The organism is Anaerolineales bacterium (genome assembly GCA_037382465.1).
GTDB lineage: Bacteria > Chloroflexota > Anaerolineae > Anaerolineales > E44-bin32 > WVZH01.
In genome coordinates this window covers 58373-84623 of record JARRPX010000023.1, presented here as the reverse complement: position 1 = coordinate 84623, position 26251 = coordinate 58373, and the positions used below count along the sequence as shown (strand labels likewise).

24 protein-coding genes and 1 riboswitch are annotated in these 26251 nt (G+C 58.0%); of the genes, 15 read left to right on the top strand and 9 right to left on the bottom strand.

Annotated features, from left to right (window positions below):
* Positions 1-100 precede the first annotated feature (100 nt).
* From P8Z34_08095 to P8Z34_08080, 4 genes are all read right to left on the bottom strand, one after another.
* Positions 101-997, bottom strand: a complete 897-nt coding sequence (locus P8Z34_08095; protein ID MEJ2550629.1) for a hypothetical protein — start codon at positions 995-997, stop codon at positions 101-103.
* A 495-nt stretch (positions 998-1492) separates the two neighbouring features.
* Positions 1493-2278 carry a hypothetical protein gene (locus P8Z34_08090; GenBank protein ID MEJ2550628.1) on the bottom strand — a complete coding sequence of 262 codons (786 nt, stop codon included), beginning with the start codon at positions 2276-2278 and terminating at the stop codon, positions 1493-1495.
* An 8-nt stretch (positions 2279-2286) separates the two neighbouring features.
* Positions 2287-2958 (bottom strand): lysoplasmalogenase, encoded by a 672-nt coding sequence (locus P8Z34_08085; GenBank protein ID MEJ2550627.1) that lies wholly within the window; start codon positions 2956-2958, stop codon positions 2287-2289.
* Positions 2959-3076: 118 nt separating this feature from the next.
* A complete protein-coding gene (locus P8Z34_08080) occupies positions 3077-3673 on the bottom strand; it encodes a hypothetical protein (protein ID MEJ2550626.1) in 597 nt (198 codons plus the stop codon).
* On the opposite strand from P8Z34_08080, the gene P8Z34_08075 reads away from it, so the two are divergent.
* The 10 genes from P8Z34_08075 to P8Z34_08030 all read left to right on the top strand — a co-directional run bounded on the left by P8Z34_08075 (position 3627) and on the right by P8Z34_08030 (position 13496).
* Positions 3627-5285, top strand: a complete 1659-nt coding sequence (locus P8Z34_08075) for a lamin tail domain-containing protein (protein ID MEJ2550625.1) — start codon at positions 3627-3629, stop codon at positions 5283-5285. The two genes, P8Z34_08080 and P8Z34_08075, sit on opposite strands and share 47 nt — an antisense overlap.
* Before the next feature lie 132 nt (positions 5286-5417).
* Positions 5418-5618, top strand: a complete 201-nt coding sequence (locus P8Z34_08070; protein MEJ2550624.1) for a hypothetical protein — start codon at positions 5418-5420, stop codon at positions 5616-5618.
* A 201-nt stretch (positions 5619-5819) separates the two neighbouring features.
* Positions 5820-5993 carry a hypothetical protein gene (locus P8Z34_08065; GenBank protein MEJ2550623.1) on the top strand — a complete coding sequence of 58 codons (174 nt, stop codon included), beginning with the start codon at positions 5820-5822 and terminating at the stop codon, positions 5991-5993.
* Between the two features lie 73 nt (positions 5994-6066).
* Entirely contained in the window at positions 6067-6360 is a 294-nt protein-coding gene (gene gatC, locus P8Z34_08060; protein MEJ2550622.1) for an Asp-tRNA(Asn)/Glu-tRNA(Gln) amidotransferase subunit GatC, read from the top strand.
* A 38-nt stretch (positions 6361-6398) separates the two neighbouring features.
* A complete protein-coding gene (gene gatA / locus P8Z34_08055) occupies positions 6399-7871 on the top strand; it encodes an Asp-tRNA(Asn)/Glu-tRNA(Gln) amidotransferase subunit GatA (protein MEJ2550621.1) in 1473 nt (490 codons plus the stop codon).
* On the top strand, positions 7868-8863 hold the full coding sequence (locus P8Z34_08050) for a sugar phosphate nucleotidyltransferase (protein ID MEJ2550620.1): 996 nt from the start codon (positions 7868-7870) through the stop codon (positions 8861-8863). Before gatA ends, P8Z34_08050 begins: the two co-directional genes overlap by 4 nt.
* Positions 8863-9108: a hypothetical protein gene (locus P8Z34_08045; protein MEJ2550619.1), complete on the top strand. Its 246-nt coding sequence runs from the start codon at positions 8863-8865 to the stop codon at positions 9106-9108. Before P8Z34_08050 ends, P8Z34_08045 begins: the two co-directional genes overlap by 1 nt.
* A 142-nt stretch (positions 9109-9250) precedes the next feature.
* The gene (locus P8Z34_08040) at positions 9251-10411 is read left to right on the top strand and encodes an aminotransferase class I/II-fold pyridoxal phosphate-dependent enzyme (protein MEJ2550618.1); all 1161 of its coding nucleotides are present in this window, start codon (positions 9251-9253) and stop codon (positions 10409-10411) included.
* 89 nt (positions 10412-10500) lie between these two features.
* The gene (gene gatB / locus P8Z34_08035; GenBank protein MEJ2550617.1) at positions 10501-11967 is read left to right on the top strand and encodes an Asp-tRNA(Asn)/Glu-tRNA(Gln) amidotransferase subunit GatB; all 1467 of its coding nucleotides are present in this window, start codon (positions 10501-10503) and stop codon (positions 11965-11967) included.
* A gap of 269 nt (positions 11968-12236) precedes the next feature.
* Entirely contained in the window at positions 12237-13496 is a 1260-nt protein-coding gene (locus tag P8Z34_08030; GenBank protein MEJ2550616.1) for a Glu/Leu/Phe/Val dehydrogenase, read from the top strand.
* Positions 13497-14181: 685 nt separating this feature from the next.
* On the opposite strand, the gene P8Z34_08025 is transcribed toward P8Z34_08030, so the two are convergent.
* On the bottom strand, positions 14182-14709 hold the full coding sequence (locus P8Z34_08025) for a hypothetical protein (GenBank protein MEJ2550615.1): 528 nt from the start codon (positions 14707-14709) through the stop codon (positions 14182-14184).
* Positions 14710-14823: 114 nt separating this feature from the next.
* Positions 14824-14912: riboswitch (cyclic di-GMP riboswitch) on the bottom strand.
* Between the two features lie 175 nt (positions 14913-15087).
* Between P8Z34_08025 and P8Z34_08020 the strand changes: the two genes are divergently transcribed.
* From P8Z34_08020 to P8Z34_08010, 3 genes are all read left to right on the top strand, one after another.
* Positions 15088-16731 (top strand): ABC transporter ATP-binding protein, encoded by a 1644-nt coding sequence (locus tag P8Z34_08020; protein ID MEJ2550614.1) that lies wholly within the window; start codon positions 15088-15090, stop codon positions 16729-16731.
* 68 nt (positions 16732-16799) lie between these two features.
* Positions 16800-17741, top strand: coding sequence for an ECF transporter S component (locus P8Z34_08015; GenBank protein MEJ2550613.1), 942 nt, complete (start codon positions 16800-16802; stop codon positions 17739-17741).
* A 112-nt stretch (positions 17742-17853) separates the two neighbouring features.
* Positions 17854-18723 (top strand): energy-coupling factor transporter transmembrane component T, encoded by an 870-nt coding sequence (locus tag P8Z34_08010; protein MEJ2550612.1) that lies wholly within the window; start codon positions 17854-17856, stop codon positions 18721-18723.
* On the opposite strand, the gene P8Z34_08005 is transcribed toward P8Z34_08010, so the two are convergent.
* Entirely contained in the window at positions 18720-19409 is a 690-nt protein-coding gene (locus P8Z34_08005; GenBank protein ID MEJ2550611.1) for an HAD family hydrolase, read from the bottom strand. The two genes, P8Z34_08010 and P8Z34_08005, sit on opposite strands and share 4 nt — an antisense overlap.
* 7 nt (positions 19410-19416) lie before the next feature.
* The gene (locus P8Z34_08000; protein ID MEJ2550610.1) at positions 19417-20805 is read right to left on the bottom strand and encodes a hypothetical protein; all 1389 of its coding nucleotides are present in this window, start codon (positions 20803-20805) and stop codon (positions 19417-19419) included.
* A gap of 272 nt (positions 20806-21077) precedes the next feature.
* Between P8Z34_08000 and P8Z34_07995 the strand changes: the two genes are divergently transcribed.
* Entirely contained in the window at positions 21078-22718 is a 1641-nt protein-coding gene (locus P8Z34_07995) for a glycosyl hydrolase 53 family protein (protein MEJ2550609.1), read from the top strand.
* Positions 22719-22730: 12 nt separating this feature from the next.
* Here P8Z34_07995 and tsaA read toward each other — a convergent pair whose 3' ends face one another.
* On the bottom strand, positions 22731-23204 hold the full coding sequence (gene tsaA / locus P8Z34_07990; protein MEJ2550608.1) for a tRNA (N6-threonylcarbamoyladenosine(37)-N6)-methyltransferase TrmO: 474 nt from the start codon (positions 23202-23204) through the stop codon (positions 22731-22733).
* A 190-nt stretch (positions 23205-23394) separates the two neighbouring features.
* On the opposite strand from tsaA, the gene P8Z34_07985 reads away from it, so the two are divergent.
* Positions 23395-25860 (top strand): AAA family ATPase, encoded by a 2466-nt coding sequence (locus P8Z34_07985; GenBank protein ID MEJ2550607.1) that lies wholly within the window; start codon positions 23395-23397, stop codon positions 25858-25860.
* 129 nt (positions 25861-25989) lie between these two features.
* Here the strand turns inward: P8Z34_07985 and P8Z34_07980 are convergent, their stop codons facing one another.
* Entirely contained in the window at positions 25990-26226 is a 237-nt protein-coding gene (locus tag P8Z34_07980; GenBank protein ID MEJ2550606.1) for a hypothetical protein, read from the bottom strand.
* Positions 26227-26251 lie beyond the last annotated feature (25 nt).

The window sequence follows — 26251 nt, the reverse complement described above, 5'->3', positions numbered from 1 at the left end:
CCGCAAGCCAGGATCGCCAGTACGAGCAGCGTTGCCGATAATACCAAATAGAATGCATTCCTCTTCTTCACCATCCAACTCCTCGAGCTTCCATTAGATTTTAGATAACCGTGGCCTCGAAATAGAGCACCTTGCAAATGCCACCGAGGCCATCTTCAGAACAAACCTTCAGCGTGACCTGGTACAACCCGCCGGGGATCTGAAAGCCTTCCAGCACGATGAATTCGAAGCTTCCGGCCGGGATGCTGTAGGTGTAGGTATAGCCGCAAATCGGTTCGTTGGCAAAGAAGTCCTGCACGTTCACCAACGTAATGCCGTCGTTCGGATGGACGATGGTGATCGAGTAGGACTGGATCGTCACCGATCCGGTATTCGTGACCTTCGTGACGAAGGCGTGGTCGTTGCAATGAAGAATGGTATATTCGGCCGCCGCGAAACTCAGCGGCACCTGCGTGGCGGTCGGCGTGGCGGTTTCGGTGGGCGTGGGCGGCGGTGTGAGGATCGGGATACCGCTCTTATCGCCGCTAACCGAGGCGTACATGCCCCAGATCCAACAGTAGGGCGGCGGTGCGTCGGGATTCTCGATGTACCAAAAAGACTCGTCGGCCAGTTTGCCCACCACGGGAGCTTCTTCACCGACCAGCAGCGCGCCCAGGTACTCGTACACCTCTCCCGGCCCGAAGCGGCAGTTGGTGTCCAGGCCCACGCTCACCAGCGGCGCCCCGAGCGTGGGCGTGGCACTCACGGTAGGTGAAGGACTCGACCCCGCTGACTCGTTTTCAGAAGGCCCTGGAGGTGCACTTTCAGGAGATACTTCTTCGCCCATGGAGGCGGGCTCCAGCGTTCCAGCCACGGAAGTAGCCAGGGCCTGCATCGTCTCTGTGGCGCCGAGATTCCCCGCGACTTTGGAAGTCGTTCCCGGAACGTCGCAGGCCAGGGAGGCGGCGAGCAGCACGACGAGCGAGATAACAACTCGGAACCCGTTTATACGCTTCATGGTGGCCTCCTGTCTTCAGGCGCAGCGCTGCGTCTAGCATCTTCATCCAAACCTGTAACGCCCTGGAGACGAGGAATGTGACAGCCATGCAAACCAGAGCGTGCCTTCATTCAAGAGTATACAATTTCTTTCTTTTCAAATTAAAGGGATTGTCCTTTTTAAACGAACCTGGGGCGATCTTAAAAGCTCGTCCGTCAGACCCGATAGAGGGAAGAAGATGGGAAGGTAATTGCAATGAGTCAAATGCGATCCTGAGGGAATACGATCATTCAGCGGCCCTCACCAACTTCGTATTTACAGCCAAGTACGCGAGCCGCTTTGCCGGGGGTGTGGGGCGGGCTGCCGCCCCACGTCCCCCCTGTGGGGGGACGACAGGGGGGAAGAAAGGAGCCTTTTTTCAACACACGCTTTCCAGCAGATTGTATTCCGAAACACATGCGGATAAAAATCCGCAAAATATCGGCGCCGGATATTAATCCGGCGCCAGCGGAAATTTCAACGGCAGTCGGGCATGGTCGAGTCGGTTGAGGGCGCGGCGACGAAATCACGGGTCGCCAGCTCGTAGCCGGAATAGTGCCGCCAGAAGTAACTTTCAGGCTCGAAAACGTACCCCGCATAGATCGCCCACACAGTGACCATCTCGTCGCCCGGGATGAAGCTGAATTCGGTCTGGAAATATCCTTCGGAATCCGTTGTGGCGACAGGTTCACCTGCGTAGGCGGCAAAGCTGCGGCAGATCGTAACCCCGGCTACGCCCGTCCCATCCGCCAGACGCACGTGACCCTGAACGACGAGCCCCGGTTCCACCGTCGGCGTGAGGGACGATTCTGGGGTCGCTGGAGGCGTGAACACGGCCAGCTCCCGCAATTCGCCATCCACCTGCGCGTACTGCGCCCAGATCCAGCAGTGCTCCGGCGGTGCGTGCGGGTATTGAATGTAGAAGAACATGCCGTCCTCCGAGCGGGCGATCACTTCCGCCGTATCGCCCACCAGCAGTTCGCCCAGACTCTCGTAGGCTTCGCCCGGGCCGGATCGGCACGCGCTGTCCACGCTCATGCTCACCATGACCGCATACCCCTCGGGGTTCGTGGTGGGCGAACTGGTCTGCTCTTCGCCGGGCTGGGCGGTCTCCTTGGCGTAGGCGACGTCCGTCTCCAGGGCGCGTTTCGTCATCGTCGCTTCCTGGTCGGCCTCGTCGGCGGACGGAGATAGATCCGCAAGATCGCAGGCCAGGACAGCCAGAAACAGGGTCGCGGCCGAGAGGGCGATCCTTGCCAACATCGAGCCCCTCATTGGGGGATTCCATTCCCCAGGCCGGCGCCCGATTCGACCGACCGCGCCAGAAGCCACTGTGCGACGTAGTAGCTGACCAGCACCAGTGCGGTCGCGGTCTCGAAGGGCTGCAGGAAGCGGTTCAGCGCAAGCACGGTGTCGGAGAATATGAAGAACACCGCCCCGGCGGCCGCCATACCTGCTGCCGCCTGGCGCAGCATCAACCAGCGCCGCAGCGCAAACCAACCCATCCAGTTGATGATGATGACGTACACGAGCACGGGAATCGTCATCTCTTCCAGGCCGGGCAGGAGCAAGCTGTACACGACGACTGCGTAGAGCACGTACGGAATCGGCGCCCAGCCCGGACCTCGTCCGTGGGGACTGTCGATCCAGAATGCGGTCAAGTAGACCACGTGTGCCAGGAGGAACACGATCAATCCCGGCAGGAACAAGTCCACCGGCAGCATCAAGAGCACGTCGCCGATCAGGGACAAGCCCAATCCCAGTGCGATCATGCGCTTGTATCGAGGCGATGTGGTTTTCTCCGCCCGGACGGCAATCAGCAAAACGAACACCATCGTCAGTGGTTTGAAAACGTAGATCTGCCAATCGGGGCCGAGGTATTCGGCGCGTATATGGATCAACGCCGAAACGATCGCCATGACGGTCAACCATACGGTTTGCATCTTGTCTGCCCTCCTGCCCTCTGCTTTCTTTCGAGCCGATCAACGAATCGCTGGCTTTCCCGTCCATCATATCAAACCTTCCTCCGAAGTCATACCCCATGATTTGACACCGCCTCACTCACTGCCTTATAGTAGCCTTGTTCCGATACATCGCGGGTCCCAGGGGGAATAAAATGACCCAACGGCATCGTCTCTGTCTGCCGGCCAGCGGGCTGCTCGTGGCCGGTCTCATCATCAGCATCGTTTCCAGCTCGCTCGTCGGATTCACATCCCTGGCGCAGGCAACGATTGACTCACCCACGCCCGCCGCGAGCGCCACACCCACGGCCGTTCCCAAATCTACGGCCGTTACACCTGCACCACTCGTCAGCGTCACATCGACTCCCTTGCCGCCGAGCGATACACCCGTGCCCACCGAAGCGAGCACGTCGACTCCGTCCACCGACTCGACCGAAACGGCAACCTGCACCGCGACGGCGCTTCCCTCATCCACGGCGTCAGCCACGCCAACGGCGGCTTCCACGGTCACAGCGACGATCACGGAAAGCGCAGCGCCGTCCCCAACCGCGTCCACCACAACGACGACGAACGCAACCCCTTCAGAGACGTCCAGCGCAACCGCATCCCCGAGCGCAACCCTGGAAACCTCACCAACCGCGAGCGCGACCGTGCCCGCTCCGCCGACCGCCTTCCCCGCACAGACGATTCTGATCAACGAAATCGCCTGGTCGGGGACGCAGGCAAGCGCCTACGACGAGTGGATCGAGCTGCTCAACACAAGTTCGCAGGCCATCCAGCTTTCGGGCTGGCGCCTCAGCGACGGCGGCGACATCAACATCTCGCTGGAAGGCACCATCTCCGCACACGGCTTCTTCCTGCTCGAACGCACGGACGATGCCACGGTCTCCAACATCGACGCCGATCAAATCTACGCCGGCGGCTTGAACAACAACGGCGAAAACCTGCGCCTGCGCGATCCTGCCGGAACGCTGATCGACAGCGCCAACTACCCGGGCGGCTGGCCGGCGGGAGAGGCCGGCGGACGCATCAGCATGGAGCGCCGCGGCGGGGAGGATCTACCCGGCAATTGGGGCAGTTACAGCGGAACCGGCGGTTGGGGACGAGATGCGGCGTTCAACCCGATCTACGGGACCCCCCGGCAAACGAATTCCTTTTTCCTGCCCACGGCCACCCCGACGCCGACGGCGAGTGAATACCCCACGACGGAATCCACGCCGCTTGCGGCCGGATCCGTGCTGATCAACGAGATCGCCTGGTCCGGAACCGCCGCTTCATCCAGCGACGAGTGGATCGAACTGCACAACCCGGGCCCCGAGGCCATCGACCTCAGCGGCTGGACGCTCAGTGACGGCGGCGATGTTCACATCTCACTGGCGGGAGAAATCGCCTCCTTCGGCTTCTTCCTGCTCGAGCGCACCGACGACAACTGCGTGTCCGATATCGCCGCGCAACAGATTTACTCCGGGAACCTGAACAACAGCGGCGAGCGCCTGTTCTTGTACGACGCCGCGGGCCGTACGATCGACAGCGCAAACGGCGATGGCGGCGGGTGGCCGGCCGGCGACAGTGCCTCACACAGGAGCATGGAACGCCGCGGCGGTACCGATCGATTCGGGAACTGGGGCACGTTCACGGGCTATTACGGCAGGGGACGCGACGCCGCCGGTGGTCCCATCGCCGGCACGCCGGGGACGACCAATTCGCTGTTTTACCCCACACCGGTCCCCACCTGGATTCCGGGGAAGGTGGTCATCAACGAAGTGCTCATCCGTCCGCACTACGATTGGGAAGGAAAGGAAGGACGCAGTCTGGAGGATGAGTTCATCGAGCTGTACAACGTTGGGCCGCACGGCGTCGATCTGGGCGGGTTCATGCTCGACGACATCGCCGACGGTGGTTCAAAGCCCTACACCTTGCCCGACGTCCGCATACCACCCGGCGCCTTCGCCGTGTTCTTCCGCTCGCAAACGCGCATCGCCCTGAACGACACCGGCGACGAAGTGCGTCTGTTGTCCCCTGGCGGCCGACTGCTGGATTCGATTTCTTACTTGAAGGTGCGCGCCTACAACCTCTCCTACGGCCGCCTGCCGGATGGTTCTGGCCATCTTTACTACGGCCTGTGGCCGACGCCCGGTGAAGCAAACGTGTTCTTCATCGAGAATGAGAAAGTAACGCACGCCGATCTCACGGGTCTCATCTACGAGATGCGTCTCGTTCGCCTCAGCCGCTCACCGGCGATGGTCTGGCGGATGAACTTGCTCGGACATTTGTTTCAAGTGCAGCTCGGAGACGACTCTTCCCCGTAGTTCGCCGCTATGTTCGCCAAAGTAGACTTCCGGCCCCCTCTTTCATCTTTAAAGATCGTTAATTTCTGTATGGGGTTTGTAAGGATTTCGAAACCTTGCCCGGCATACAATGATAGTGAGCAGGAGTATACGATGATCAATTGGAACACCCTTACGCAAATCGAAGTCGGTCAGGACAAAATTGCTCCCCTCGAACTCGACGCGCCGGTCAGTATTAAAGTCCAACACCTGGAGGACAGCCGCTACGTCGAAATCGAGCCCGGCGGTATGGTCGATCTTGCCGTCAACGAACTGGGGGCGAAGATCATCAAGGTCGAGTTGATCGACTCGTAAATGACTTTTTCGCTTGCGGCGGGACATTTCGCCGCAGGTCGCTATGCGCGCCGAGAACTGCGGGAGTGCGATAAAACGCACTCCCGCTCTATCTTTAACAATTCCCTAACACTCGCATGGTACAAATCAGTAAGAACGCACGAGTAAAGGAAAGGCACTGTACAAATCAACATGGCAACAATGGCTTTTGACGATACGACGGTGATGATTGAAGATTGCGAGAATGCGCTCATCCCGACGATCCGGATTCTCCCGGGCGGGATGGTGGATGTCGCCTTGAGCGAGTTCGGCGCCACGCTCGTCGATGTGTACCTCGACGGGGCGCCAAGTCCGCTCCCACCCAACGAACACGTCGATTCGGCCCCTTCTTCGTAAAGCCCCGAACCATCTGAAACCTGCTCGATAAGCATGTTCTTATCCCGTACCCCTCTGCTATAATGTCCCTATTATGGCAATCACCATCGAAGAAGTTCGACACATCGCGACACTGGCCCGCTTGCGCTTGACGCCCGCGGAAGAAAAGCGCTACAGCGAGCAGCTTTCCGCCATCCTGGATTACGCATCCCGTTTGAACGAAGTCGACACGGCGGACATCCCGCCGACCGCAACCGTACTCCCGCTGCAAGCGCCGCTCCGTGAGGACGCTGTTCGTCCGGGCCCACCACGGGACGTCATCTTGCAAAACGCGCCCTCCCAAGAAAATGGTATGTTCCGCGTCCCACCGGTGTTTGACGAAGAATAACTGCGGCCTGTGCGCCGTTTACAGGTTTAGACATATCCATGACTGCTCTTACCGACCTTTCCCTGCTTGAAGCTGTAGACACATTACGCAGCGGTAAAGCCTCCTCCGTCGAATTGACCCGCGCCTGCCTGGAACGCATGCAGGCACTCGAACCGAAGGTGAACGCCTTCCTGGAACAAACGCCCGATCTTGCCCTACAGCAAGCTCAGGCCGCAGATCAAAAATTGAAGACCTGGCGAGAACAAGGTGGGGATTCCCCACCGCCCTTGCTGGGCATACCCATCGCCGTGAAGGACGTGCTCTGCACGAAGGACATCCCCACGACCTGCGGCTCGAAAATCCTTGAAGGCTTCCGCCCACCGTACACCGCAACCAGCGTACAACGCTTACTCGATGACGGAGTCGTCGTACTGGGAAAAACCAACACGGACGAATTCGCCATGGGCTCTTCGACAGAGAATTCCGCCTTCGGCCCCACCCATAATCCCTGGGATCTCGAGCGAGTCCCCGGTGGTTCGTCCGGTGGTTCCGCGGCGGCCGTCGCGGCGCGCATGTGTTACGCCGCACTGGGCAGCGACACCGGCGGCTCCATCCGCCAGCCGGCTTCGTTCTGCGGGGTTACCGGATTGAAGACGTCCTACGGACGCGTCTCGCGCTACGGCTTGATCGCCTACGGATCTTCTCTCGACACAATCGGCGGCCTGGCGCGCTCCGCCGCCGATTTTTTGCCCGTCTTCACAGCCATCGCCGGACACGACCTGCTCGATTCGACCTGCATGCCCGTCGATGTGCCCGAGATCGACCTGCAGGATGCAGACCTGAAAGGATTGCGCATCGGCGTGCCCAAAGAATACTTCATCGAGGGCATTCAGCCCGAGGTGGAAGAGAAGGTGCGCGCCGCCGTGGACGTGTTCAAAGCGCTCGGTGTCACTATTCATGAAATCAGTCTGCCACACACCGACCTGGCACTACCCGTATACTACCTGATCGCGCCGGCCGAAGCTTCGGCGAACCTGGCCCGCTACGACGCCGTGCGCTTCGGCCCGCGTATCGAATCCGACGAACTGCTGGAGCAGTATCTCGCCACACGCGGCGCACTGTTTGGTCCGGAGGTCAAGCGGCGAATCATGCTCGGCACCTACGCACTTTCCGCCGGCTACTACGATGCATACTACGGACAGGCTCAAAAAGTCCGCACGCTGATCAAGGGCGACTTCGATGCCGCTTTCAAGTCGGTCGACATGATCGCCTGCCCCGTGGCACCGACGACCGCCTTTCGCATCGGCGAACACGGCGACGATCCACTGTCCATGTATCTCGAGGACGTTTTCACTTTGCCGGCAAACCTTGCGGGTGTGCCCGGGATCGCCTTCAACGTGGGTTTCGATGCAGAAGGTTTGCCGGTCGGGATGCAGTTGAAGGCTCCCCATCTGAGTGAGGCTGTGCTGTTCCAGGCCGCCCATGCATATCAGCAGGCGACCTCCTGGCACGAGGAGAAGCCGTCGTTATGAAGATCGTTATCCCTATGGCCGGCTACGGCACCCGCTTGCGTCCTCACACCTGGTCGAAACCCAAGCCGCTCGTTTCCGTAGCGGGCAAACCCGTGCTGGGTCACGTGCTCGACATGTTCCAGGATCTCGATCAAATCGACGAGGTGGTTTTCATCGTCGGCTACCTGGGCGACCAGGTCCGCGAATTCGTGGCGGAATGCTATCCGCATCTCAAGGCCCGCTTCGTGCTGCAAGAGGAAATGTTGGGCCAATCCCATGCAATTTGGCTGGCCCGGGAGGGTCTCGAAGGGCCGGTGTTGATAGCTTTCGTGGACACGCTCATCGAGACCGATCTCGTCCATGCCTTGAAAGAGGACGGGGAGGCCATCGCCTGGGTGAAGGAAGTCCCGGATCCCAAACGTTTCGGCGTTACCAAACTCAACGCAGAGGGATTCGTGACCAAGCTGATTGAAAAACCGACGGACATGTCCATCAATCTGGCCTTGGTCGGCTTTTACTATTTCCAACGCGCCGAAGACCTGATCGCAGCCATCGATCAGCAGATGGGCGAGGGTGAAAAGCTCAAGGGCGAATACTTCCTCGTGGATGCGATCAACATCATGCTGGAACAAGGCCTCAAGATGCGTGTCGAACCCGTCGAAGTTTGGCAAGACTGCGGCAAACCCGAAGCGCTTTTGGCCACCAATCGCTTTCTCCTCGAAAACGGAAGGGACAACTCGAAGGAAGCCTGCAAACGCGATGGCGTCCTGGTCATCCCTCCTGTGTTCATCGATCCTTCCGCCGAGGTGGAGCAATCGGTCATCGGCCCCAACGTGACCATCGGTCCCCACTGCATGATCGAACGGTCCCTGCTGCGCGATACCATCGTCGACTTTGGCTCTCACATTTGCGACAGCATGCTGTCCGGGTCGTTGATCGGCCGTGAGGCCAAAGTTATCGGCCGCGATCGCTCACTGAACGTGGGCGATTCATCCGAAGTGGGGTTCGTGTGATGCGGACGGAATCGACGCTCGAATCTCGGCAAACGCCGGACCGTGTTGCGTGCCTCTCCGGTCACACCTATGCAGATCGCCCGATTGCTTTGGTGTATCGAGGGCAAAGAATACAGGTTGTAGAAATCCTGGCTCGTTGGCAAATTCCTGGCGCCCGCTGTTTCCGCGTCCGCGGCGACGATGAGTCCATTTTCGAATTGTGCTACGAGGAAATGAGCGATGAATGGCAAATCGTCCCGGTATAAAATATCCTTCCAGCAATGAAGTTCTAGATTTGGGTTGCGGTATCCACTCGCTGTACCCCTGATACTTTTTCTAGAATCTGTTATCCTATGCGCTACTTCGCAATTCCTCGGTTTCTGGGGAGGCGCATAAAGGAGCCTTTTCATGCGTGATTTTATCGCTCGTCGTGTTAACGATGTGCCCCCATCCGGCATCCGCCGTTTCTTCGACATTGCCGCAACGATGGATGACGTAATATCCCTGGGAATCGGCGAGCCGGATTTTGTCACCCCCGAACCCATCCTCGAGGCCGGCGTACAATCACTCAGAGAGGGAGAAACCGGATACACATCCAACGCGGGCATATTCGAACTCCGAGAAGCGGTTGCCGCCTATCTCGATCGCATGTACGGCGTCTCCTACGATCCGGAAACCGAAGTGCTGATCACCGTCGGTGTTTCGGAAGCGCTCCATCTGGCGCTCTCCGCCGTCGTCAATCCGGGCGACGAGGTCATCCTGCATACGCCGACCTTCGTCTCCTACCAGCCGGAGATCATCTTCGCCGGCGGCGTTCCCGTGGCCATCCAGACCAGAATGGAAGATTCGTTCCAGCTCATGGCCAGCGACATGGCCTCCCGAATTACGTCCAAGTCGAAGGCCCTGCTGCTGGGCTTTCCTAACAATCCAACCGGTGCGGTGATGACGCGCGAGAACATGACCGCCCTGGCCGACCTGGCAAAGAAGAACGACCTGCTGGTGATTTCCGATGAAATCTACGACCAATTGGTATACGGTGGCCACAAACATGTCTGCTTTGCCTCGCTGCCGGGAATGCGGGAACGAACCATAACGCTGGGCGGTTTTTCGAAAAGCTATGCGATGACCGGCTGGCGCATCGGCTACGCAGCGGCCCCGGCGCCGATTCTGGCGGCACTTTCGAAGATCCATCAATACACCATCATGTCCGCACCGACCCCCTCCCAGGCCGCCGCCCTGCAAGCGCTCCGAAACGGCAGGAAGCACGTGCAGGCCATGGTCGCGGAATACGATCGCCGACGGCGTTTGATCGTATCGGGGTTGAACGAACTCGGTTTACCCACCTTCGAGCCCCTGGGCGCGTTTTATGCATTTCCCTGCATCGACGCATCAGGCATGAACGATGAAGATTTCGCGGAACACTTGTTGAAGGAAGAATCCGTCGCCGTCGTTCCCGGCAATGCCTTCAGCGCCGAAGGAAATTTCGTGCGCTGCTGCTACGCCACGTCCTACGACAAGCTCGAAGAAGCCCTGGAGCGTATCCATCACTTCATGCAGCGTCACGGCTGAGGACGGGAAGATCGCGTTCGAGTAACAAGTAGACGGAACCTTAATCCCTGTTCTTAACTCGCGGCACAACGAACGATTGGAAGCTTTTCATGTCAGAGTACGAACCGATTATTGGCCTGGAGATACACGCCGAATTATTGACTCAGTCGAAGATGTTCTGCGGCTGCAGCGTCGTCGATCCGACGACCTCCGAACCCAACACCGCAGTGTGTGAAATCTGCACCGGCATGCCCGGCACGTTGCCGGCGATCAACCAACGCGCGGTCGAGTTCGCCATCCGCGTGGGGTTGGCGCTGCACTGCGGGATCAATGAGACCAGCGTATTCGCCCGCAAGAATTACTTCTACCCCGATCTGCCCAAGGGATACCAGATTTCCATGTACGAGCTGCCCCTGGCGACCAATGGGTGGCTGGACATTCGCACAGAGGAAGGCGAAAAACGTATCCGCATCCGCCGCGTCCACCTCGAAGAGGACACCGGGAAGTTGACTCACTGCGATGGATATTCCCTGGTGGATTACAACCGCTCCGGCGTGCCTCTGCTCGAGATCGTCAGCGAACCCGATATGCGTTCCATGCAGGAGGTCAAATCCTTTTCCCACGCCATCCGCAGCTTCCTGCGCTATCTCGAAGTGAACAGCGGAGACATGGAAAAAGGCGTCATGCGTTTCGAAGCGAATGTCTCCGTCCGTCCCGTTGGATCCGATCGATTGGGCACGCGTACGGAGATCAAGAACCTCAACTCCTTCCGCGCGATGGTTCACGCAATCGATTTCGAAGTCGAACGCCAATCCGAAGTTCTTTCCTCGAACGGTGAAGTGGTCCAGGAAACGCTGGGCTGGGATAAAGTCAACGGCGTTACCGTCTCGCAGCGCGGCAAAGAGGAGGCGCACGACTACCGTTACTTCCCCGAGCCCGATCTGCCGCCGCTGCACGTCGATCCGGTATGGGTCGAGCAGATCCGATCGCAGCTTCCGGAACTTCCCGACGCCAAAGTTGCGCGTTTCGTCGAACAGTATGGACTTACGCCCTACACTTCCGACATCCTCGTCGTCGAGCGCGCCGTAGCGGATTTCTTCGAAGAAGCCGTCTCCGTCACAGCGGATTTGCCTGCGGATAAAATCGCCAATTGGGTCACCAGCGACCTCTTTGGACTGCTGAACGAAGCCGGAATCGAAATCACTGAAAGCAAGGTTTCTCCCCGGGCGTTATCTGACCTGGTCGCTATGGTGGAGGCGGGGGACATCAACGCCACGAGTGCGAAGGCCGTGCTTGCAGAGACATTTGAAAGCGGAAAAACGCCGGCTGATATCGTTGCCGCCCAAGGTCTGGCTCAGCTCAACGATGCGGAGGCGATAGACGCCCTCATCCAACAAGTGCTGCAGGAAAATCCCGAACAGGTCGATCTGTATCTGGGGGGGAAGGTAAATCTTTCTCAATGGTTTTTCGGGCAAGTGATGCAGGCAACCCGGGGTCGCGCGAATCCTTCCATCGTACGCTCTTGCCTCGAAGACGCCCTGCTACATCTGCAAAAAACTCATCACGCTGATTCGTGAGTCAACTTACATGATGCAAATTAGCGATCAACTTACCTTTGCATCGTGCAGCTATTGATATTCCCGCGTCCGATTTCCCTCAAATCTTGACAACCCCGGTTTTTCCTGTATCATACGCCAGACACAATGGCGTGTTCTAGCTGAGTGTGGTCGGACCTTTAAACTTGGCTAATCTATGGGATGGTATTGATCTAGGCAATGACTTTTTTCTCTGATTTATGACGGACAATCGACACATTGCGGTCTTATCTTAGAATAAGGAGATATTTATGTCACCAACAAACGATAAGCACAATCCCTTCAAGATCGCACAGCAGCAATTGGACGAAGCCGCCTCCGTCCTCAAATTGGATCCCGCCGTGCACGAATTGCTGCGCTGGCCGCTGCGTGAACTGCACGTGACGCTGCCGGTGAAGATGGACGACGGGACGACCAAAATCTTCCACGGCTTCCGTGTGCAGTACAACGACGCGCGCGGGCCGACGAAGGGCGGCATCCGCTATCACCCCGACGAGACTATCGACACCGTCCGTGCATTGGCCGCCTGGATGACCTGGAAGTGCGCCGTCGTCGATATTCCCCTTGGGGGCGGCAAAGGCGGAATCATTTGCAATCCCAAAGAACTCTCGATGGGTGAGCTCGAGCGCCTCAGCCGCGCCTACATTCGCCAGGTGGGACGCATCATCGGCCTGGAAAAGGACGTACCCGCGCCTGATGTCTACACCACGCCGCAGATCATGGCCTGGATGGCGGACGAATACGCCTTCCTGAAAGGCCACAATGAATTCGGTGTCATCACAGGCAAACCACTTGCCATGGGAGGCTCCGCCGGACGTGGGGATGCCACCGCTCGCGGTGGCATTTATTGTCTCCGGGAAGCCGGCAAAGTATTGGGCATCGATCTACAAGATGCACCGGCAGCCATCCAGGGATTCGGCAATGCGGGTTCGTTCGCCCACAAACTCGGCGCCGAGATTCTAGGTCTCAAAGTCGTCGCCGTATCCGATTCTCGAGGCGGGATATACGATGAAGAAGGCCTCGACTACAAAAATGTGCTCACCCACAAACATCGCACCGGCTCGGTGATCGACTTCCCCGGCGCCAAGGAAATCAGCAATGAAGATCTTTTGGAACTCGACGTCAGCGTTCTCTTCCCTTCCGCTCTGGAAAATGTCATCACGGAAGCGAACGCGGCAAACATCAAGGCGAGGATCTCCGTCGAACTGGCCAACGGCCCGACCACGCCCGAAGCCGATAAAATCCTGCACAAGAACGGCGTCTACGTCATCCCCGATTTTCTGGCCAACGCCGGCGGCGTGACGGTCTCGTATTTCGAGATGGTGCAGAATGCCTACGACTACTACTGGGACGAAGATATGGTCCACCAACGCCTGGATGCCAAGATGACGACCGCTTTCCATGCCGTCCACGAAGCAGCCGAGGAACACGAGGTTCACAATCGTCTGGCGGCGTATCTGGTCGCGGTGAACCGGGTCGCTGAAGTAGTAAAACTTCGAGGCTGGGCTTAGCCTCGAAGAGCCTGATATCCTGGCTGGTAGAGAGACGGAGATGAACCTGACTCCGTCTCTTTTCTTGTTTCCTGGAAAAAACATACCCACAAATCCGGGCCGGTGGATAAGGACGATTTACCCACAATATATTCATTACTTAATGTTAACCGTAGTAATAGTAGGCGTTGTGGATTTGTGGAAAAAGAGAAATTTGAGTAGTAAAACGCCCAGGAGTAGGAGCAAGAAAGACCATGCGGCCCATATATAGGGACGCGTTTGCGTGATTTCACCCACAGGAAGGTTGTGGAAGAAACGGGGACAAGGAGCGGAATGCAGCGTTGAAAAGCGGGGAAGTCGTATATATGGGGGTAGTAGTGAACCTAGTCCTACATATGAGGATTTGTTGATATAATAGCGTGGATGTTTTCCCCAATATAAGCCAGTTTTCCACAGATTTTGACGAGTTATCCACAGGAAAAGCGTCGAAGAGGCTGATTTTAATAGAAAGCGCACCCTTGCTTCTCTGGGGGATCAGGCTCTTCGTCTGCAGGAGATGAAGACGAAAGTCGAGACCTGTTCCACCCGGGAAGCGGGTGCGCTTTCCTAAGGAAAACCCCCGAATTGATTGTCCAGGTTCTGTAGTCAGCTCGTGTTGCATATCGACCGGTACGCCGATCGTTGCGAGCCTTGGATTATATAACCACTACGGGCAAAGGGGTGTCTTCCAAACCTGCTCGTGGCTGACGTCCTTGCAATTTGAGCCGTGACCGTAGCGTTCCCAGGAAACGTGATTGCCTTCGATTTCGACGTAGTAGCAGCCGTCATCGGTGAGACCGGTTTCGAAGACGTGATAATCTTTACCGGCCTTGATTACAAAGGCGTCGATGTCGTCGGATGCGGTATAGCTGCCTACGTTGAGGCCAGGAAGGTGGTCGCAAAGTTCGTGTTGATCACACTGCGATCCGCCTTCTTCCTCCTGCAGTACGACGCATTCATCTTCCTCGGGCACCGGCGGCTCTTCCTCTTCAACGACGGGATCGCCAAGCCACTGGTCACATTGTCCAACCGACGGATCCATGGCGTAGATCATTTCGCAGAAGATGAAGTTGGCATGTGTGGACAGCGGGATGAGGACCATGAAGCTGATCAAGAGCACGGGCGGGAAGAGCACGGCGTACTCGGCGAGGGCCTGGCCTCTTTCACTTTTCTTGAGCATTTTTCGGAGGTTCATTTCCTTTTCTCCTTTCGATTTTCTTGGCCTGCCTGAGAAAATCACAGGCCCATGATTGTCTTTTGTTTGGACAGCCATGGGACCGAGAAAAAGAAATCGGTGTGCCTTACTCTCTTCGGCAGCTGGCTGTCCTGGCTTCTTTCGAAGCGGTAGACCCTGTAGCTTTGCGCCACCGCCTTTCGACGGTTTTGCCTTTATCGGAGATTGCACACCGGGAACTGATTTGTTGCTTACTTCCTGCCTGACAAAATAGTAGCACAACTCTGTCCGGAGCGGCCTTACATCAGCCTTACAAGAGAGATTGGGACCCCGGTCCTGGTCGTAACAAACGCCGGCCCGGCCGCGTCACTCGGCAGACCGGGATGTGTTTTAATAGGTGTGAGTGCGGACGCAGAGGAATTTGTGGCGAACGAACATTTGCTGCAGGTCGATGATCTTTCATTTCGCTACCGGGATCGAGCTGGGACGGCGATCCGGGGCGTGAATCTGCAAATCGAAGCGGGGAAGCTCATTCTGATTGCCGGACCAAGCGGATGCGGGAAGACGACGCTCGTGCGCTGTATCAACGGGTTGATCCCCAGGTCGTACAAGGGGGAGATCTCGGGCGAGATATCTATCAAAGGGGAACCTACGCAGGGCATGTCGCTCGCCAGAATTTCGCAGCACATCGGCACGGTCCTGCAAGATCCGGAACGGCAAATCCTGGGGACGAAGGTGCTCAACGAAGTCGCTTTCGGTTTGGAGAACCAGGGCCTGGAGCGACCGGAAATCTACCGGCGCGTGGACGCCGCGTTGAAACACTTGAAGATCACCCATCTGCGCGATCGAGAGACGTACAACCTTTCCGGCGGCGAGAAACAAAAAGTCGCCCTGGCGGGCGTGCTGGCCATGGAGCCGAGCTTGTTGATCCTGGACGAGCCCCTCGCCAGCCTCGATCCGGCCAGCGCAGTCGACGCCCTGACGCTGCTGCGCGCGTTGGTCGATGAGGGCATGTCGGTGGTCATCGTCGAACATCGCGTCGAGGACGTGTTGAAGATCGATCCCGACCACACCCTCTTCATGGCTGACGGGGAGGTCGTGTTTGAGGGACCGCCGGAGCAGCTCATACAAAGCGTTGATTACCACGAAGTCAAACTTCCGGCTCCCGTGGTCATCCAGCGCGCAGCGGCAGACCCGCCCATGCCCATCCTTCAGCCGCATCTGTCCGGTGAAGCACAGGGGGCCAAAGCCCTGGTGCGATTCGAGGACGTTTCCTTTTTTTATGAAGCGCAGAAAGAAGTCCTCGTCGACGTTAATCTCGACATACGTCACGGGGACATCATCGCCGTACTGGGCCCCAATGGCGCCGGCAAGACCACGCTCGTCAAGCACGCCATTGGGCTTCTGCAGCCGAAACAAGGCTGCGTGTTCGTTGAGGGGAAAGACACGCGCGAGATGAGCGTGGCGCAGGTTGCCAGCACGTTGGGATACGTCTTTCAGAGTCCCAGCAACATGCTCTTCGCCCCGAGTGTAAACGCAGAGCTGCGATTCGGACCCGGCAACCTGGGTCACACGGACGAGGAAATCCAGAAGGAGGTGCAGCAGGCGATAGAAATCATGAATCTTTCCGGCATGGAGGACGACCCGCCGCTGGCGCTGTCTTTCGGGCAGCAGAAACGTGTGAGCATCGCTGCGGTGCTGGCCATGCGTTCGAAAATCCTGGTGATGGACGAACCGACGGCCGGCCAGGACTATCGTAATTACATGGATTTCATGGATGCCATCCTGCAAATTCCAAGCTTCGAAGCGATCTTGTTCATCACACACGACATCGATATGGCGGTGATCTATGCCAATCGCGTGCTCCTAATCAGCGAGGGCAGAATCGAAAACGACGGCAGACCCGAGGATGTCCTGGCCGATTACGACCGGCTTCGAGCTTGTCGACTCGTTCCCACGTCTTTACTCGATGCCAACCTGAACATGCTCGAGCAGACGCAGCGGTTCATGCGCGCCGAGGCGTTGGCGCACGTTTCGTCCTGATGATCCAGGGTTCTGCCGGAACCCAAATCGATATCGGCATGATCAATCTATAAAGAGTGGAGGAGATTATGAACGGCACGAAACCCCTGTCATTCCTCATTGCGATTGTATGCGTCTTCGTGGTTATGCTCCTGGTGGCCTTGTTGGGACCGGCCATCTTTAACAATCCGGATCTCGAACTCGACGAGACCGGCGTACTGCGCTTCGTGTACGTGGGCGTCGGCCTGCTGATCGTGTTCCTGGTGTACTGGTTTACACGCACGAGCGATGCCTGGAAGGTCGGCACGCGCGAGGTGGTTTACATGGCCATCGGTGCCGCACTCTACGCCGTGTTTTCCTACCTGTTCAACGGCACCGTCTTTGCCGTGCCCTCTGTGAGTCAGGTGGCGCTGCGGCCGGCGATCGCCATCCCCATGTTCTTCGGCTACGCCTTCGGACCCGTGGTGGGCCTGTTCACCGGCGCAGTGGGGAACATGTTCGGCGACGCGCTCACCGGCTTCAGCCTTTCACCGCAGTGGAGCATCGGCAACGGCCTGGTGGGCATGGTCTCGGGCATGATCGCCCTCTACGCCGACCGCAAGCGCGTCATGGACATCGTGATGTACATCAGCGCCGCCCTGGCCGCCATAGCCACCTTGCTGTGGATTTTCAACCCCGAGCTGTCCAACATGATGTTCTACGATCCGGACGCCGGCATTTTCGGCGACGCGACGATATCCGCTTTCGCCGGCTTGTCGGCGGTGATCGGCTTCGTGCTGGTGGTCGTCGTGAGGCTGCTCTTCAGAGAAGATCTCGACATGGCCGCGGCGGTGACCTGGGCGATGCTGGGCAACTTCGTGGGCATCGGTTTCGCCGCCCTGTCGGACATCCAGATCAACGGTTTTTCACCGCAGGTGGCCATCGTGGGTGAATTCCTGCCCGCCGCCGGACCGAACATGATTTTCGCCGTCATCCTGGTGCCGATCTTGATCGGAGCGTATCGAGCGTTCCAGCGCCAGACCGGCCGCTGATCGAGTCGAAAATAGTAAAAATTCGACGGGCACGGTCCCCGGGGCGAAGTGCCCTTCGAAACGGCATTCGTTTGAAAGTGTGTAGATCAAGAATTCATTCCCGAGGAACGGCATGCTGGTAACGTGGCGCTATCGCGAACGAAAATCGATCATCCAGGCCTTCGATCCCAGTGCGTGGATCGTGTTCTACGCCTGTTTCATCCTCTCCACGTTGTTCTTCTGGGACCTGCGGGTGCTTGCAGGATTTATGGCGTTGGCCCTGCTGGTCGTACTGACCTCGGGGATAACCTGGCGGGAAAGCCGGCGGGCCTGGATGTTCATCGGCGCCTTTGTCGTCTTCTTCTCACTGCTTACATTTCTGACAGGGCGCGGCGGGATGGAAGTCTATGATGTGGAGCATACGATTACCACGCTGAGCGCCAAGTTCACCATTTTCGGTTGGCGTCCCACGCTGACGATCACCGTCGAGCGGCTGTTCTTCGCCGCCAGCCAGTTGGCGCGCGTTTTCAGCCTGGCGAGTATGACCGTTTTGATTCCCTATTCGCTCAATCCGGCGCACTACGGCATCATCTTCCGCCGCCTGGGTATACCGGACAAGATCGCCTACGCCATGGATCTGACCATGCGCTTCATCCCCACGTTCGGCCGGGATTTCCAATTGACCATGGATGCGCAGAAGGCGCGAGGCTACGAGATCGAGAAACTGAAAGGGGGATTATTCGCCCAGGTCAGGAAATTGGCGCCGCTCATCGTCCCGGTGACCATTCATGCCATCGCGGGCAGCGAAGACATCATCGACGCCATGGACCTGCGCGGCTTCGGCGTCGGTCCGCGCACGTGGCTGGTGCAACTCAAATATCGCAAACGGGATTACGTGTTGATGGCGTTCGGGATCGTGATCGTCTTGGCGTCGATTTTAGCTTCTCTGTGGGGTTTCGGTAAGTTCTGGGTCCCGGAAGCGTTGATCCAGGCCTGGACTTAATCACCGCGCTCCAACAACAACACCCCGGGTAAATCCGCAGTCGAATCGAGGACGAGATCTGCGCCGGCGCGCAGCAATTCGTCGCGCTCCCCAAAGCCACAGAGCACGCCCACGGTCTGTGTGCCTGCAGCGCAGCCGGCGCGAATGTCGACGGGCGTATCACCCACCATGAGGCAGTCTCGCGGAGCCAGGCCGAGTCGATCGGCGGCCCACAACACGGGGGCAGGATGGGGCTTGGATCGCCGGCACGTACCCGCCGTGGCGACGCAACGAAAGAACGCTTGAATTTGAAGCGCACGCTGCAGCGCATCGGCGCCGTACTTCTCGCGCGCGGTGACCAGGGCGAGGGGATATCGAGCCGCCAGGCGATCCAGCGCCTCGGCAACGCCGGGGATCAATCGGGCGTCTCTTATTTCTGTTTCCCCGCGCAGGTGATGCAAAGCGTTCGAAAGCGGATGGATCCATTCATCCAGAGAATATCTGTCGAGGAAACTGAGAAACGCGTTGAGGGGAGTTTCTGCAGCCATGACCAGGCGACGGGCAGATTTACGCTCGTTGTGGATCTTGCGCAGCGAAAAGAAAGGTCGCAGCAGCGCGGCGAGACGTTGAACGGCGGTATCGTCGCTGTCGGCGATGGTTCCGTCGAGATCGAAGAGGATGGCGCATACGCGGCCCGGGTCGAGCACCTGGCGTTTATTCTTGGGCTGTGGGTAAGCTGACTGCTTCGCGCACCAGATCAGCCGTATCGCTGTCCGGGGCTATGATCCACAGAACCTGATTGGAATTGCGCTCGAAGTAAACGTAGAGATCGGATGTCTCCCAGGTTGATATATACGTCGATGTGCTCGAACGCTCGCCGAAGCGAGCTTCCGCATAGGTGACGAAAGTAGTGCTGAACTCCTGCACGTCTTTTATCGTGTCCCACTGCGCGACGAGGAGAAGAACGTCCTCTCCACTCGAATCGTTGTGATAGACGCGGTACACATCCCCGCCCCAACCTGCGGCGGCCGACACCGCCTCGGCCTTGGGAATGTACTCGTTGAGCACCAGCTGGGTGTACCATTCCCCGAGCGTGTCTTCATCGACCAATCGCCAGCCGCTGTCCAGCACGCCGAGAGCCTCGGGGACGATGAGTTTCACAGGATCATCGTTCGGATAGCGCTCGGGATGCAGAATCTGTTCGGTGGAGCTGGGAGGATCCTGGTAGACAGCGTCGACGGCCGCCCAACTGCCGCCGCCGTTCCGGAAAATGGTTTGGACGAAGCTCTCCCCGGCCTGGTAGGGAAAGAGGAAATCCTGGCGCAGGAAACGAGGTGCGGAGTCGTACACCGGGGTATCGAGGTTGTTGATGTATTCCATCGCTTCGAGGAGATCTTCTTGCGTGGCGTATGTTCCCATCCATTGTTCCTGGAGTAACGTGGCGTCTCCTTCAACCAACGCCTGGATCCCGGCGCAGCGCTCGCTGTCGACGTCGCAGAGTTCGTCGTCGTATCCGAGGCCTTCTTCCAGATCGTAGTTTTGATCCTGGAGGGCATGATCGAATTCGTGGGCGTAGGTGATGCGCTCCATGGCGCCAAAACCGGAGCCGCAGATGACCGCCATCTCCTTCGTGGTGTCGTCGTAGAAGCCAGCGATCTGCTCCGTGAGGAGGTCGGCGTAGAAATTCCACAAGTCGAAATCCTCAGGTAGCAGGCCGAATAAGGACAAGACCAGTACGTCGTCGTTTGCTTCCGCTTCGCTGTAATCGGCCAGGAATTCGTCGACCACGCGCTGGCGCAGTTGATCCTGGGTGAGCAGAATACGCGCTACTGGCGCGGTTGACTGCAGCCCGCGCAGGGTGATCACCTGACTCTCGATGCTGTCCATTTCGGCGCGCGTTTCGGCGTCCATCGGCGGACAGGATTCCACTGCAACGACTTCGCCGCCCTGCTCCTGCGCCTCACCAGAGGCGGCCGTTCCCTCGACGAGGGCGGATTCTTGCGTTGGCGTGGAAGTCGGGCGCTCTTCAGCCGCAGCGCACCCGCCGGCTAGCAGAGGCGCGATCAGCAAGCACAGTACAGTGACCTTGTGTTTCGTGTCCATGCAAAACTCCTTGAATATGAACAGGATTCTATCATCGCTTCTTCGTAACCAGAAAGTGCAGATTCGCACAGTAGCGCCACAGCAGTGCGCGGCGCCTTCCCCGTTTGCCGCCTTGTCCGGTAATATAGTCGGAGGTCTCCGCATAGTCGTAGAGCGGTAGAAAGGGGCGATGAATGCAGCGAGATGAGCGATCACGAAATAGCGTATCGAGGCAGAGATTCATTCGAAGGACATCCGGAACAATCGCTCCGTTTCTCGTCGTCGCATTATTGATGCTTTCACAGATCTGCTGCTCGGAGGCGGCGCCCACTACTGCGGCGGCGCCCTTACTCGCACCACTGCCGACGCGCACGGCAGGATCGGAAATCCCTCGAAAGGACCTGGCGGTCGAGACGTTCGATGGGGGTGTGGAAGGCTGGCAGGGCTGGGCGGAAGGCGAAGCGCTTTCGGACGTGACCTGGGATGGAGCGGGGCGGCTGCTCTGGTCGGTCCAGCCGCAGCCCGAGAAATCGACAGCGCTGGCCAGACGTTGGCCGTCCCTGGCCGAGGCGGATGGATTGACGATTCGCCTCGATACGTTCGATCGGGCCGCTTTTATCATCCTCGGCGTTCAAGAGTCGGATGATTCAACCTACGGCTTGATTCTGCCCCTCAGCGTGCAGCATTCCGTCGAGCAGAGTATCCCCTTCGAGGGCATGAGCCTGCTGGACGGCAGCGTGGACGAGAACGGAAAGTTGGATGAGGATCAACTGGAAACGCTGGTGCTGATCGACATCAGCGGGTTCATCGCCGCGCCGTCGCCGAACACGATCGCCATCGACGAGATAACCCTCTGGGAAGGTGCAGTTGCGCCGTTCGATTTGAGTTGCTCCGCATCCGTATCCTCCGAGAGCGGCGGCGAAACCGTGTTTCGCACCGGTGTGGATGCCAATTACGTACCCCAGGCGGAAGCTGCAGGACGGGGGTATTTTGCCGGCGATCGGCGCGTGGATCCGTTGGAACTTTTCGCTGCCAACGGCGTGGATGCTTTCCGTGTGCGCTTGTGGGTGGGCGACGAAGGAGAATCGGGTTTGAACTACGCCACCGATCTGGCGCGTCGGGCCCAAGATGCCGGCTTGCGTCCCTATCTGGTGATCTTTCTCTCCGACGGTTGGGCCGACGTGAACAAGCAGCCCGTGCCGGAGATCTGGTCCGGCCGCACCCTCGAGGAGCGGGCGCAATTGATCCGGGAGTATTCGACCGAGGCGGTGAGCCGCTTCATGCAGGCGGGAATCGACCTCGATTTTTATGAGATCGGCAACGAGATCGACTACGGCATCAGCGGTGTGTTTGCGGATCCGGCTCAGGCACGTGACCCAGCCTCTTTGCGGGAGACGATCTGGCCCGACGAGGCTCACTTGATTCGAGCCGCCATGGACGGCGTGCTCGAAGCGGACGAGGACGCTCGATTCATGCTGCACATCGCCACCTCCTGGGACCCGGATTTTTCGGCGGCCTTTTATCGGGCAATGGCCGAGTCGGGCGTCGACTACGACTACATCGGTCTGTCGCTTTATCCGTCCGCTTTCGGTCTGGCCGCATACGAACGATTCTGTGAAACCTTGGATCGCTTGAAGGCGGATGTGGGCAAGCCGGTAATTCTGGCCGAAACGGCCTATCCGGCAGAGCCGCCCAGCGGCGGCCCTTTTGGGGATTGGAAGCGCACTCTGCCAGGTTATCCGTTGACGCCCGCCGGACAGGCGTATTGGCTGGCAGACTTTCTGGCGGGCATGCGCAGGAGAAACGACGTCGCCGGTGTTTATGTTTTCGGTCCGGATTTTTGGTTCAGTGGTGAGGTATGGAGTCCCTTTGCCTTGTTTGATGGAGAAGGCAGGGCGCGTCCTGCGCTGGCTGCGTTTGGAGCGGATGGGTAGAAAAAGGAGTGGTTACTTGAACCGTTCGTCCGCGACGTCGATGTTTTTCGGGGCGGATTCGAGCCAGCCCAGACGTATGTCGTCACGCCGATCAAATTCGCCCACGTAGGGTTTGATGTCCAGAAGAGGCGTCTGATCGAGCATATCCACGCCTTCGACGCTGAGGACGTTGCCATCGATCTTGATGAGTTTGACGACCGAAAGGCCGATGGGATTCGGCCGGTTTGGGGCGCGCGTGGAAAACAGCCCGCGTGGCTGCGTATCGAGAAAAGGCGTGACCGTGAGGCGATACGGCCGCGATTTGTGCAGGTGATACACGAGGATGATGTGTGAAAATCCGTCCAGATCGCGAAGCCCCGCGGCGTACTCCGCAAACAACTCGACGGTTCCCCTGGCGTTCTTCGCGCGGGAGGGCTGGATCGGTGTTCCTTCGATCGTTTTGAAAGGGCTGTGAATGAGGCCGATTGCGTGGTATTCGATGCGCATCTTGGCAAGACTCCTCAACGTGTGGGAATGACGGTGTTCTTTATCATCTTCCGTCTCTGTATTATGACACGATATTGAAACGAATGATCCGGGCGGAAAAACATCGCTCGAATGATCCCGTCGCCATTTTTACATCTGTCGGTGTATCATACGGTAGATTGCGTTAAAGAAATCCAGGAGACATTTGTCCATGACCAAACGAAAGGCGAAAAAAACCATAAAAAGGAAGACGCGGGGCGTAAAGATAAAGGTAGGTGAGAGCTTGAAAACCACGGCGCTGCGAGCCGTGTGTGATCCGGCGGCATTGGGATTTAAGACCACGGATGAGTTGCCGCGTTTGGAAGAGGTCATCGGGCAGCCGCGCGCTTTTCGGGCGTTGGAGATGGGGATGGAGTTGAGCGGACCGGGCTATAACGTCTTCGCTCTGGGGCTGCCGGGTTCGGGGAAAACGACGTTGATCCGCGAGCATCTCGAGCGACGAGCCGCGAATGAACCCGATCCGTATGATTGGTGCTACGTCAATAATTTCGATGATCCGCACCGGCCCAGATTGCTCCGCCTGCCCAAAGGACAGGCGCTGAAGTTGAGAAAGAACGTACACGAACTGATCCAGCGATGCGAGCAGGAAATCCAACGCATATTTGCGAGTGAGGAATATTCAAGCCAACAAAACCTGCTGGCAGGCGAAGTGGAAGAAATGCAGGAGCAGGAATTCGACCGGCTGACGCAGCTTGCGGATAAGAACAACTTCGTCCTGGCGCAGACGCCGTACGGGGTTAAGTTGGTGCCCGGAATAAACGGCGAACCCGTAAAACCGGAAGAACTCGAAGCGTTGAGTGACGAGCAGAAGCAGAAACTCGAGAAAAAGGAGAGCATGCTTGAAGGTGAAGTCCAAAAAAGCCTGCACCAGATCCAGGCGAAAACGCGTGAACTTCACGAAAAGCTGCAGGAATTGGACGAGCAAACGGCGCTCTTTGCGATCGAGCACCTCGTCGAGGCGTTGAAAGAGAAATACGCCGACCAGGATCCGGTCGTCGAATATCTGGATGTCTTGAAGGACGACATCGTCGTCAACGCCGACCAGTTCCGTGATGGCGAGCAGGAACCGCCCCGCGCGACAGGGCGTGTGGCAGAAATCGACGCCCGCCAGCGATATGAGGTGAACGTGCTGGTCGACAATTCCGGCTGTGAGGGCGCACCGGTGATCGTCGAAAACCACCCTTCGTACCACAATCTCATGGGGCGCATCGAGCACGAGGTGGTACTGGGCGCAACATTGACCAATTTCACCCTGATCCGGCCGGGCGCCCTGCATCGAGCAAACGGCGGTTATCTGATCTTGCCGGCGCGTGAGGTTCTCCTGAACCAGTATGCCTGGGAAGGTTTGCAGCGTGCCTTGCGCGATCAGGCTTTACGCATCGTCGAGCTGGGTACGCAATTGGGCTTGTTGAGCACGACCACCCTGGAGCCGGAACCCATGCCGCTGAACGTCAAGGTCGTGCTCATTGGAACGCCGATGTTGTATTACATGCTGCAGGACCACGATGAAGATTTCACGAAGCTGTTTAAAGTGAAGGCCGAATTTGCCACACTCATGGAGCGCACAAAGGAGACCGAGCGTGAGTATGCGCTTTTCGTCAAGGCTGTTATCGATGAGAACGGCCTGCCGCCCTTCGATCGTACGGCCGTCGCCAGGATCATCGAACACGGGTCGAGATTGGCCGAGAGCCAGAATAAACTATCCACGCGCTTTGGGATGATCGCCGATTTGATCCGTGAATCCGCCCATTGGGCGCAGAAAGAGGGGAAAAAGCTGGTTGACGCTGCGGTCGTCGACCGCGCCATCGACGAGGCGATCTACCGTGACAACCTCATCGAGGAGCGCCTGCAGGAAATGGTGACGGACGGAACGCTGCTGATCGATGTGGGCGGAGAGAGAGTGGGGCAGATCAACGCCTTATCCGTATTGGAGATCGGCGGATATGCCTTTGGTCGCCCGACGCGGATCACCGCAACCGTTTATCCGGGAAAGGACGGCGTCCTCGATATCGAGCGCGAGGCCAAGCTGGGTGGCCCCATTCACACCAAGGGCGTACTGATCATCAGCGGCTTCTTGGGCAGCCGCTATGGGCAGAAGCGTGCATTGAGTCTTTCCTCGCGGATTACCTTCGAGCAATCCTACGACGAGGTGGAGGGCGACAGCGCCTCGGCCGCCGAATTGATCGCCATTTTATCTGCGCTGGCGGACACGCCGTTGCGCCAGGATCGTGCCATTACGGGTTCGGTGAACCAGCATGGAACGATTCAGGTCGTGGGGGGCGTAAATGAGAAGATCGAAGGATTCTTCGCCACCTGCCGGAAAGAGGGACTCAACGGATCGCAGGGCGTGATCGTCCCCGAGGGCAACCTGCAGCACCTGATGCTGAATCAAGAAGTAGTGGATGCCGTCGCCGCGGGGAACTTCCACATTTGGCCAATCTCGACGGTCGATGAAGGCTTGCAGTTGTTGACCGGTAAGGATCCGGGGGCCGTGCTGGACGACGGTTCTTTTCCGCAGGGATCGATCAACCAACTGATTCTGCAGCGCCTCGAGATGTATGCCGATTCCGAAGAACTGGACGGCGAGAGCGAGGATGAAGCGGAAAACGGCGATTGACGTGCGCCACCAGCTTCAATTGATGGCAAGATTCCAGACGAAATAGAAAAAGCCCCGGTCGATTCTCATCGGGGCTTTTGCGGTACGGAAGCGGTGTCCGGTAAAGTTGGCCCATATCGAGCCTCGAAGTCATCGGTCGAGATTCCCTTCGAGGATACGGACCAAAGCTTCGAGCTCTTGATGACAGCAGTTGCAGATTTCTAGATGCCGCTTGACCAGCGGCAGCAGTTTGCTGGGATCTTCGCCGCGCGCCACGATTTCGGCATACACATCGAGGTGGTCGAAGGCTTCAGCGCAGTCGACTTCATCTTCCCGAGTCTTTTCGAGGACATCGAGAAGATTTTTTATGTTTGCGTTCGAATCCATGTAACCATACTTTCCGTACTTAAGA

Bases quoted from the DNA above. Each gene is read 5' to 3' on its own strand.
- P8Z34_08095 (MEJ2550629.1), bottom strand. From the start codon at position 997: ATGAAGCGTATAAACGGGTTCCGAGTTGTTATCTCGCTCGTCGTGCTG.
- P8Z34_08090 (MEJ2550628.1), bottom strand. From the start codon at position 2,278: ATGTTGGCAAGGATCGCCCTCTCGGCCGCGACCCTGTTTCTGGCTGTC.
- P8Z34_08085 (MEJ2550627.1), bottom strand. From the start codon at position 2,958: ATGCAAACCGTATGGTTGACCGTCATGGCGATCGTTTCGGCGTTGATC.
- P8Z34_08070 (MEJ2550624.1), top strand. From the start codon at position 5,418: ATGATCAATTGGAACACCCTTACGCAAATCGAAGTCGGTCAGGACAAA.
- gatC (MEJ2550622.1), top strand. From the start codon at position 6,067: ATGGCAATCACCATCGAAGAAGTTCGACACATCGCGACACTGGCCCGC.
- gatA (MEJ2550621.1), top strand. From the start codon at position 6,399: ATGACTGCTCTTACCGACCTTTCCCTGCTTGAAGCTGTAGACACATTA.
- P8Z34_08050 (MEJ2550620.1), top strand. From the start codon at position 7,868: ATGAAGATCGTTATCCCTATGGCCGGCTACGGCACCCGCTTGCGTCCT.
- P8Z34_08045 (MEJ2550619.1), top strand. From the start codon at position 8,863: ATGCGGACGGAATCGACGCTCGAATCTCGGCAAACGCCGGACCGTGTT.
- P8Z34_08040 (MEJ2550618.1), top strand. From the start codon at position 9,251: ATGCGTGATTTTATCGCTCGTCGTGTTAACGATGTGCCCCCATCCGGC.
- gatB (MEJ2550617.1), top strand. From the start codon at position 10,501: ATGTCAGAGTACGAACCGATTATTGGCCTGGAGATACACGCCGAATTA.
- P8Z34_08030 (MEJ2550616.1), top strand. From the start codon at position 12,237: ATGTCACCAACAAACGATAAGCACAATCCCTTCAAGATCGCACAGCAG.
- P8Z34_08025 (MEJ2550615.1), bottom strand. From the start codon at position 14,709: ATGAACCTCCGAAAAATGCTCAAGAAAAGTGAAAGAGGCCAGGCCCTC.
- P8Z34_08015 (MEJ2550613.1), top strand. From the start codon at position 16,800: ATGAACGGCACGAAACCCCTGTCATTCCTCATTGCGATTGTATGCGTC.
- P8Z34_08010 (MEJ2550612.1), top strand. From the start codon at position 17,854: ATGCTGGTAACGTGGCGCTATCGCGAACGAAAATCGATCATCCAGGCC.
- P8Z34_08000 (MEJ2550610.1), bottom strand. From the start codon at position 20,805: ATGGACACGAAACACAAGGTCACTGTACTGTGCTTGCTGATCGCGCCT.
- P8Z34_07995 (MEJ2550609.1), top strand. From the start codon at position 21,078: ATGCTTTCACAGATCTGCTGCTCGGAGGCGGCGCCCACTACTGCGGCG.
- tsaA (MEJ2550608.1), bottom strand. From the start codon at position 23,204: ATGCGCATCGAATACCACGCAATCGGCCTCATTCACAGCCCTTTCAAA.
- P8Z34_07985 (MEJ2550607.1), top strand. From the start codon at position 23,395: ATGACCAAACGAAAGGCGAAAAAAACCATAAAAAGGAAGACGCGGGGC.
- P8Z34_07980 (MEJ2550606.1), bottom strand. From the start codon at position 26,226: ATGGATTCGAACGCAAACATAAAAAATCTTCTCGATGTCCTCGAAAAG.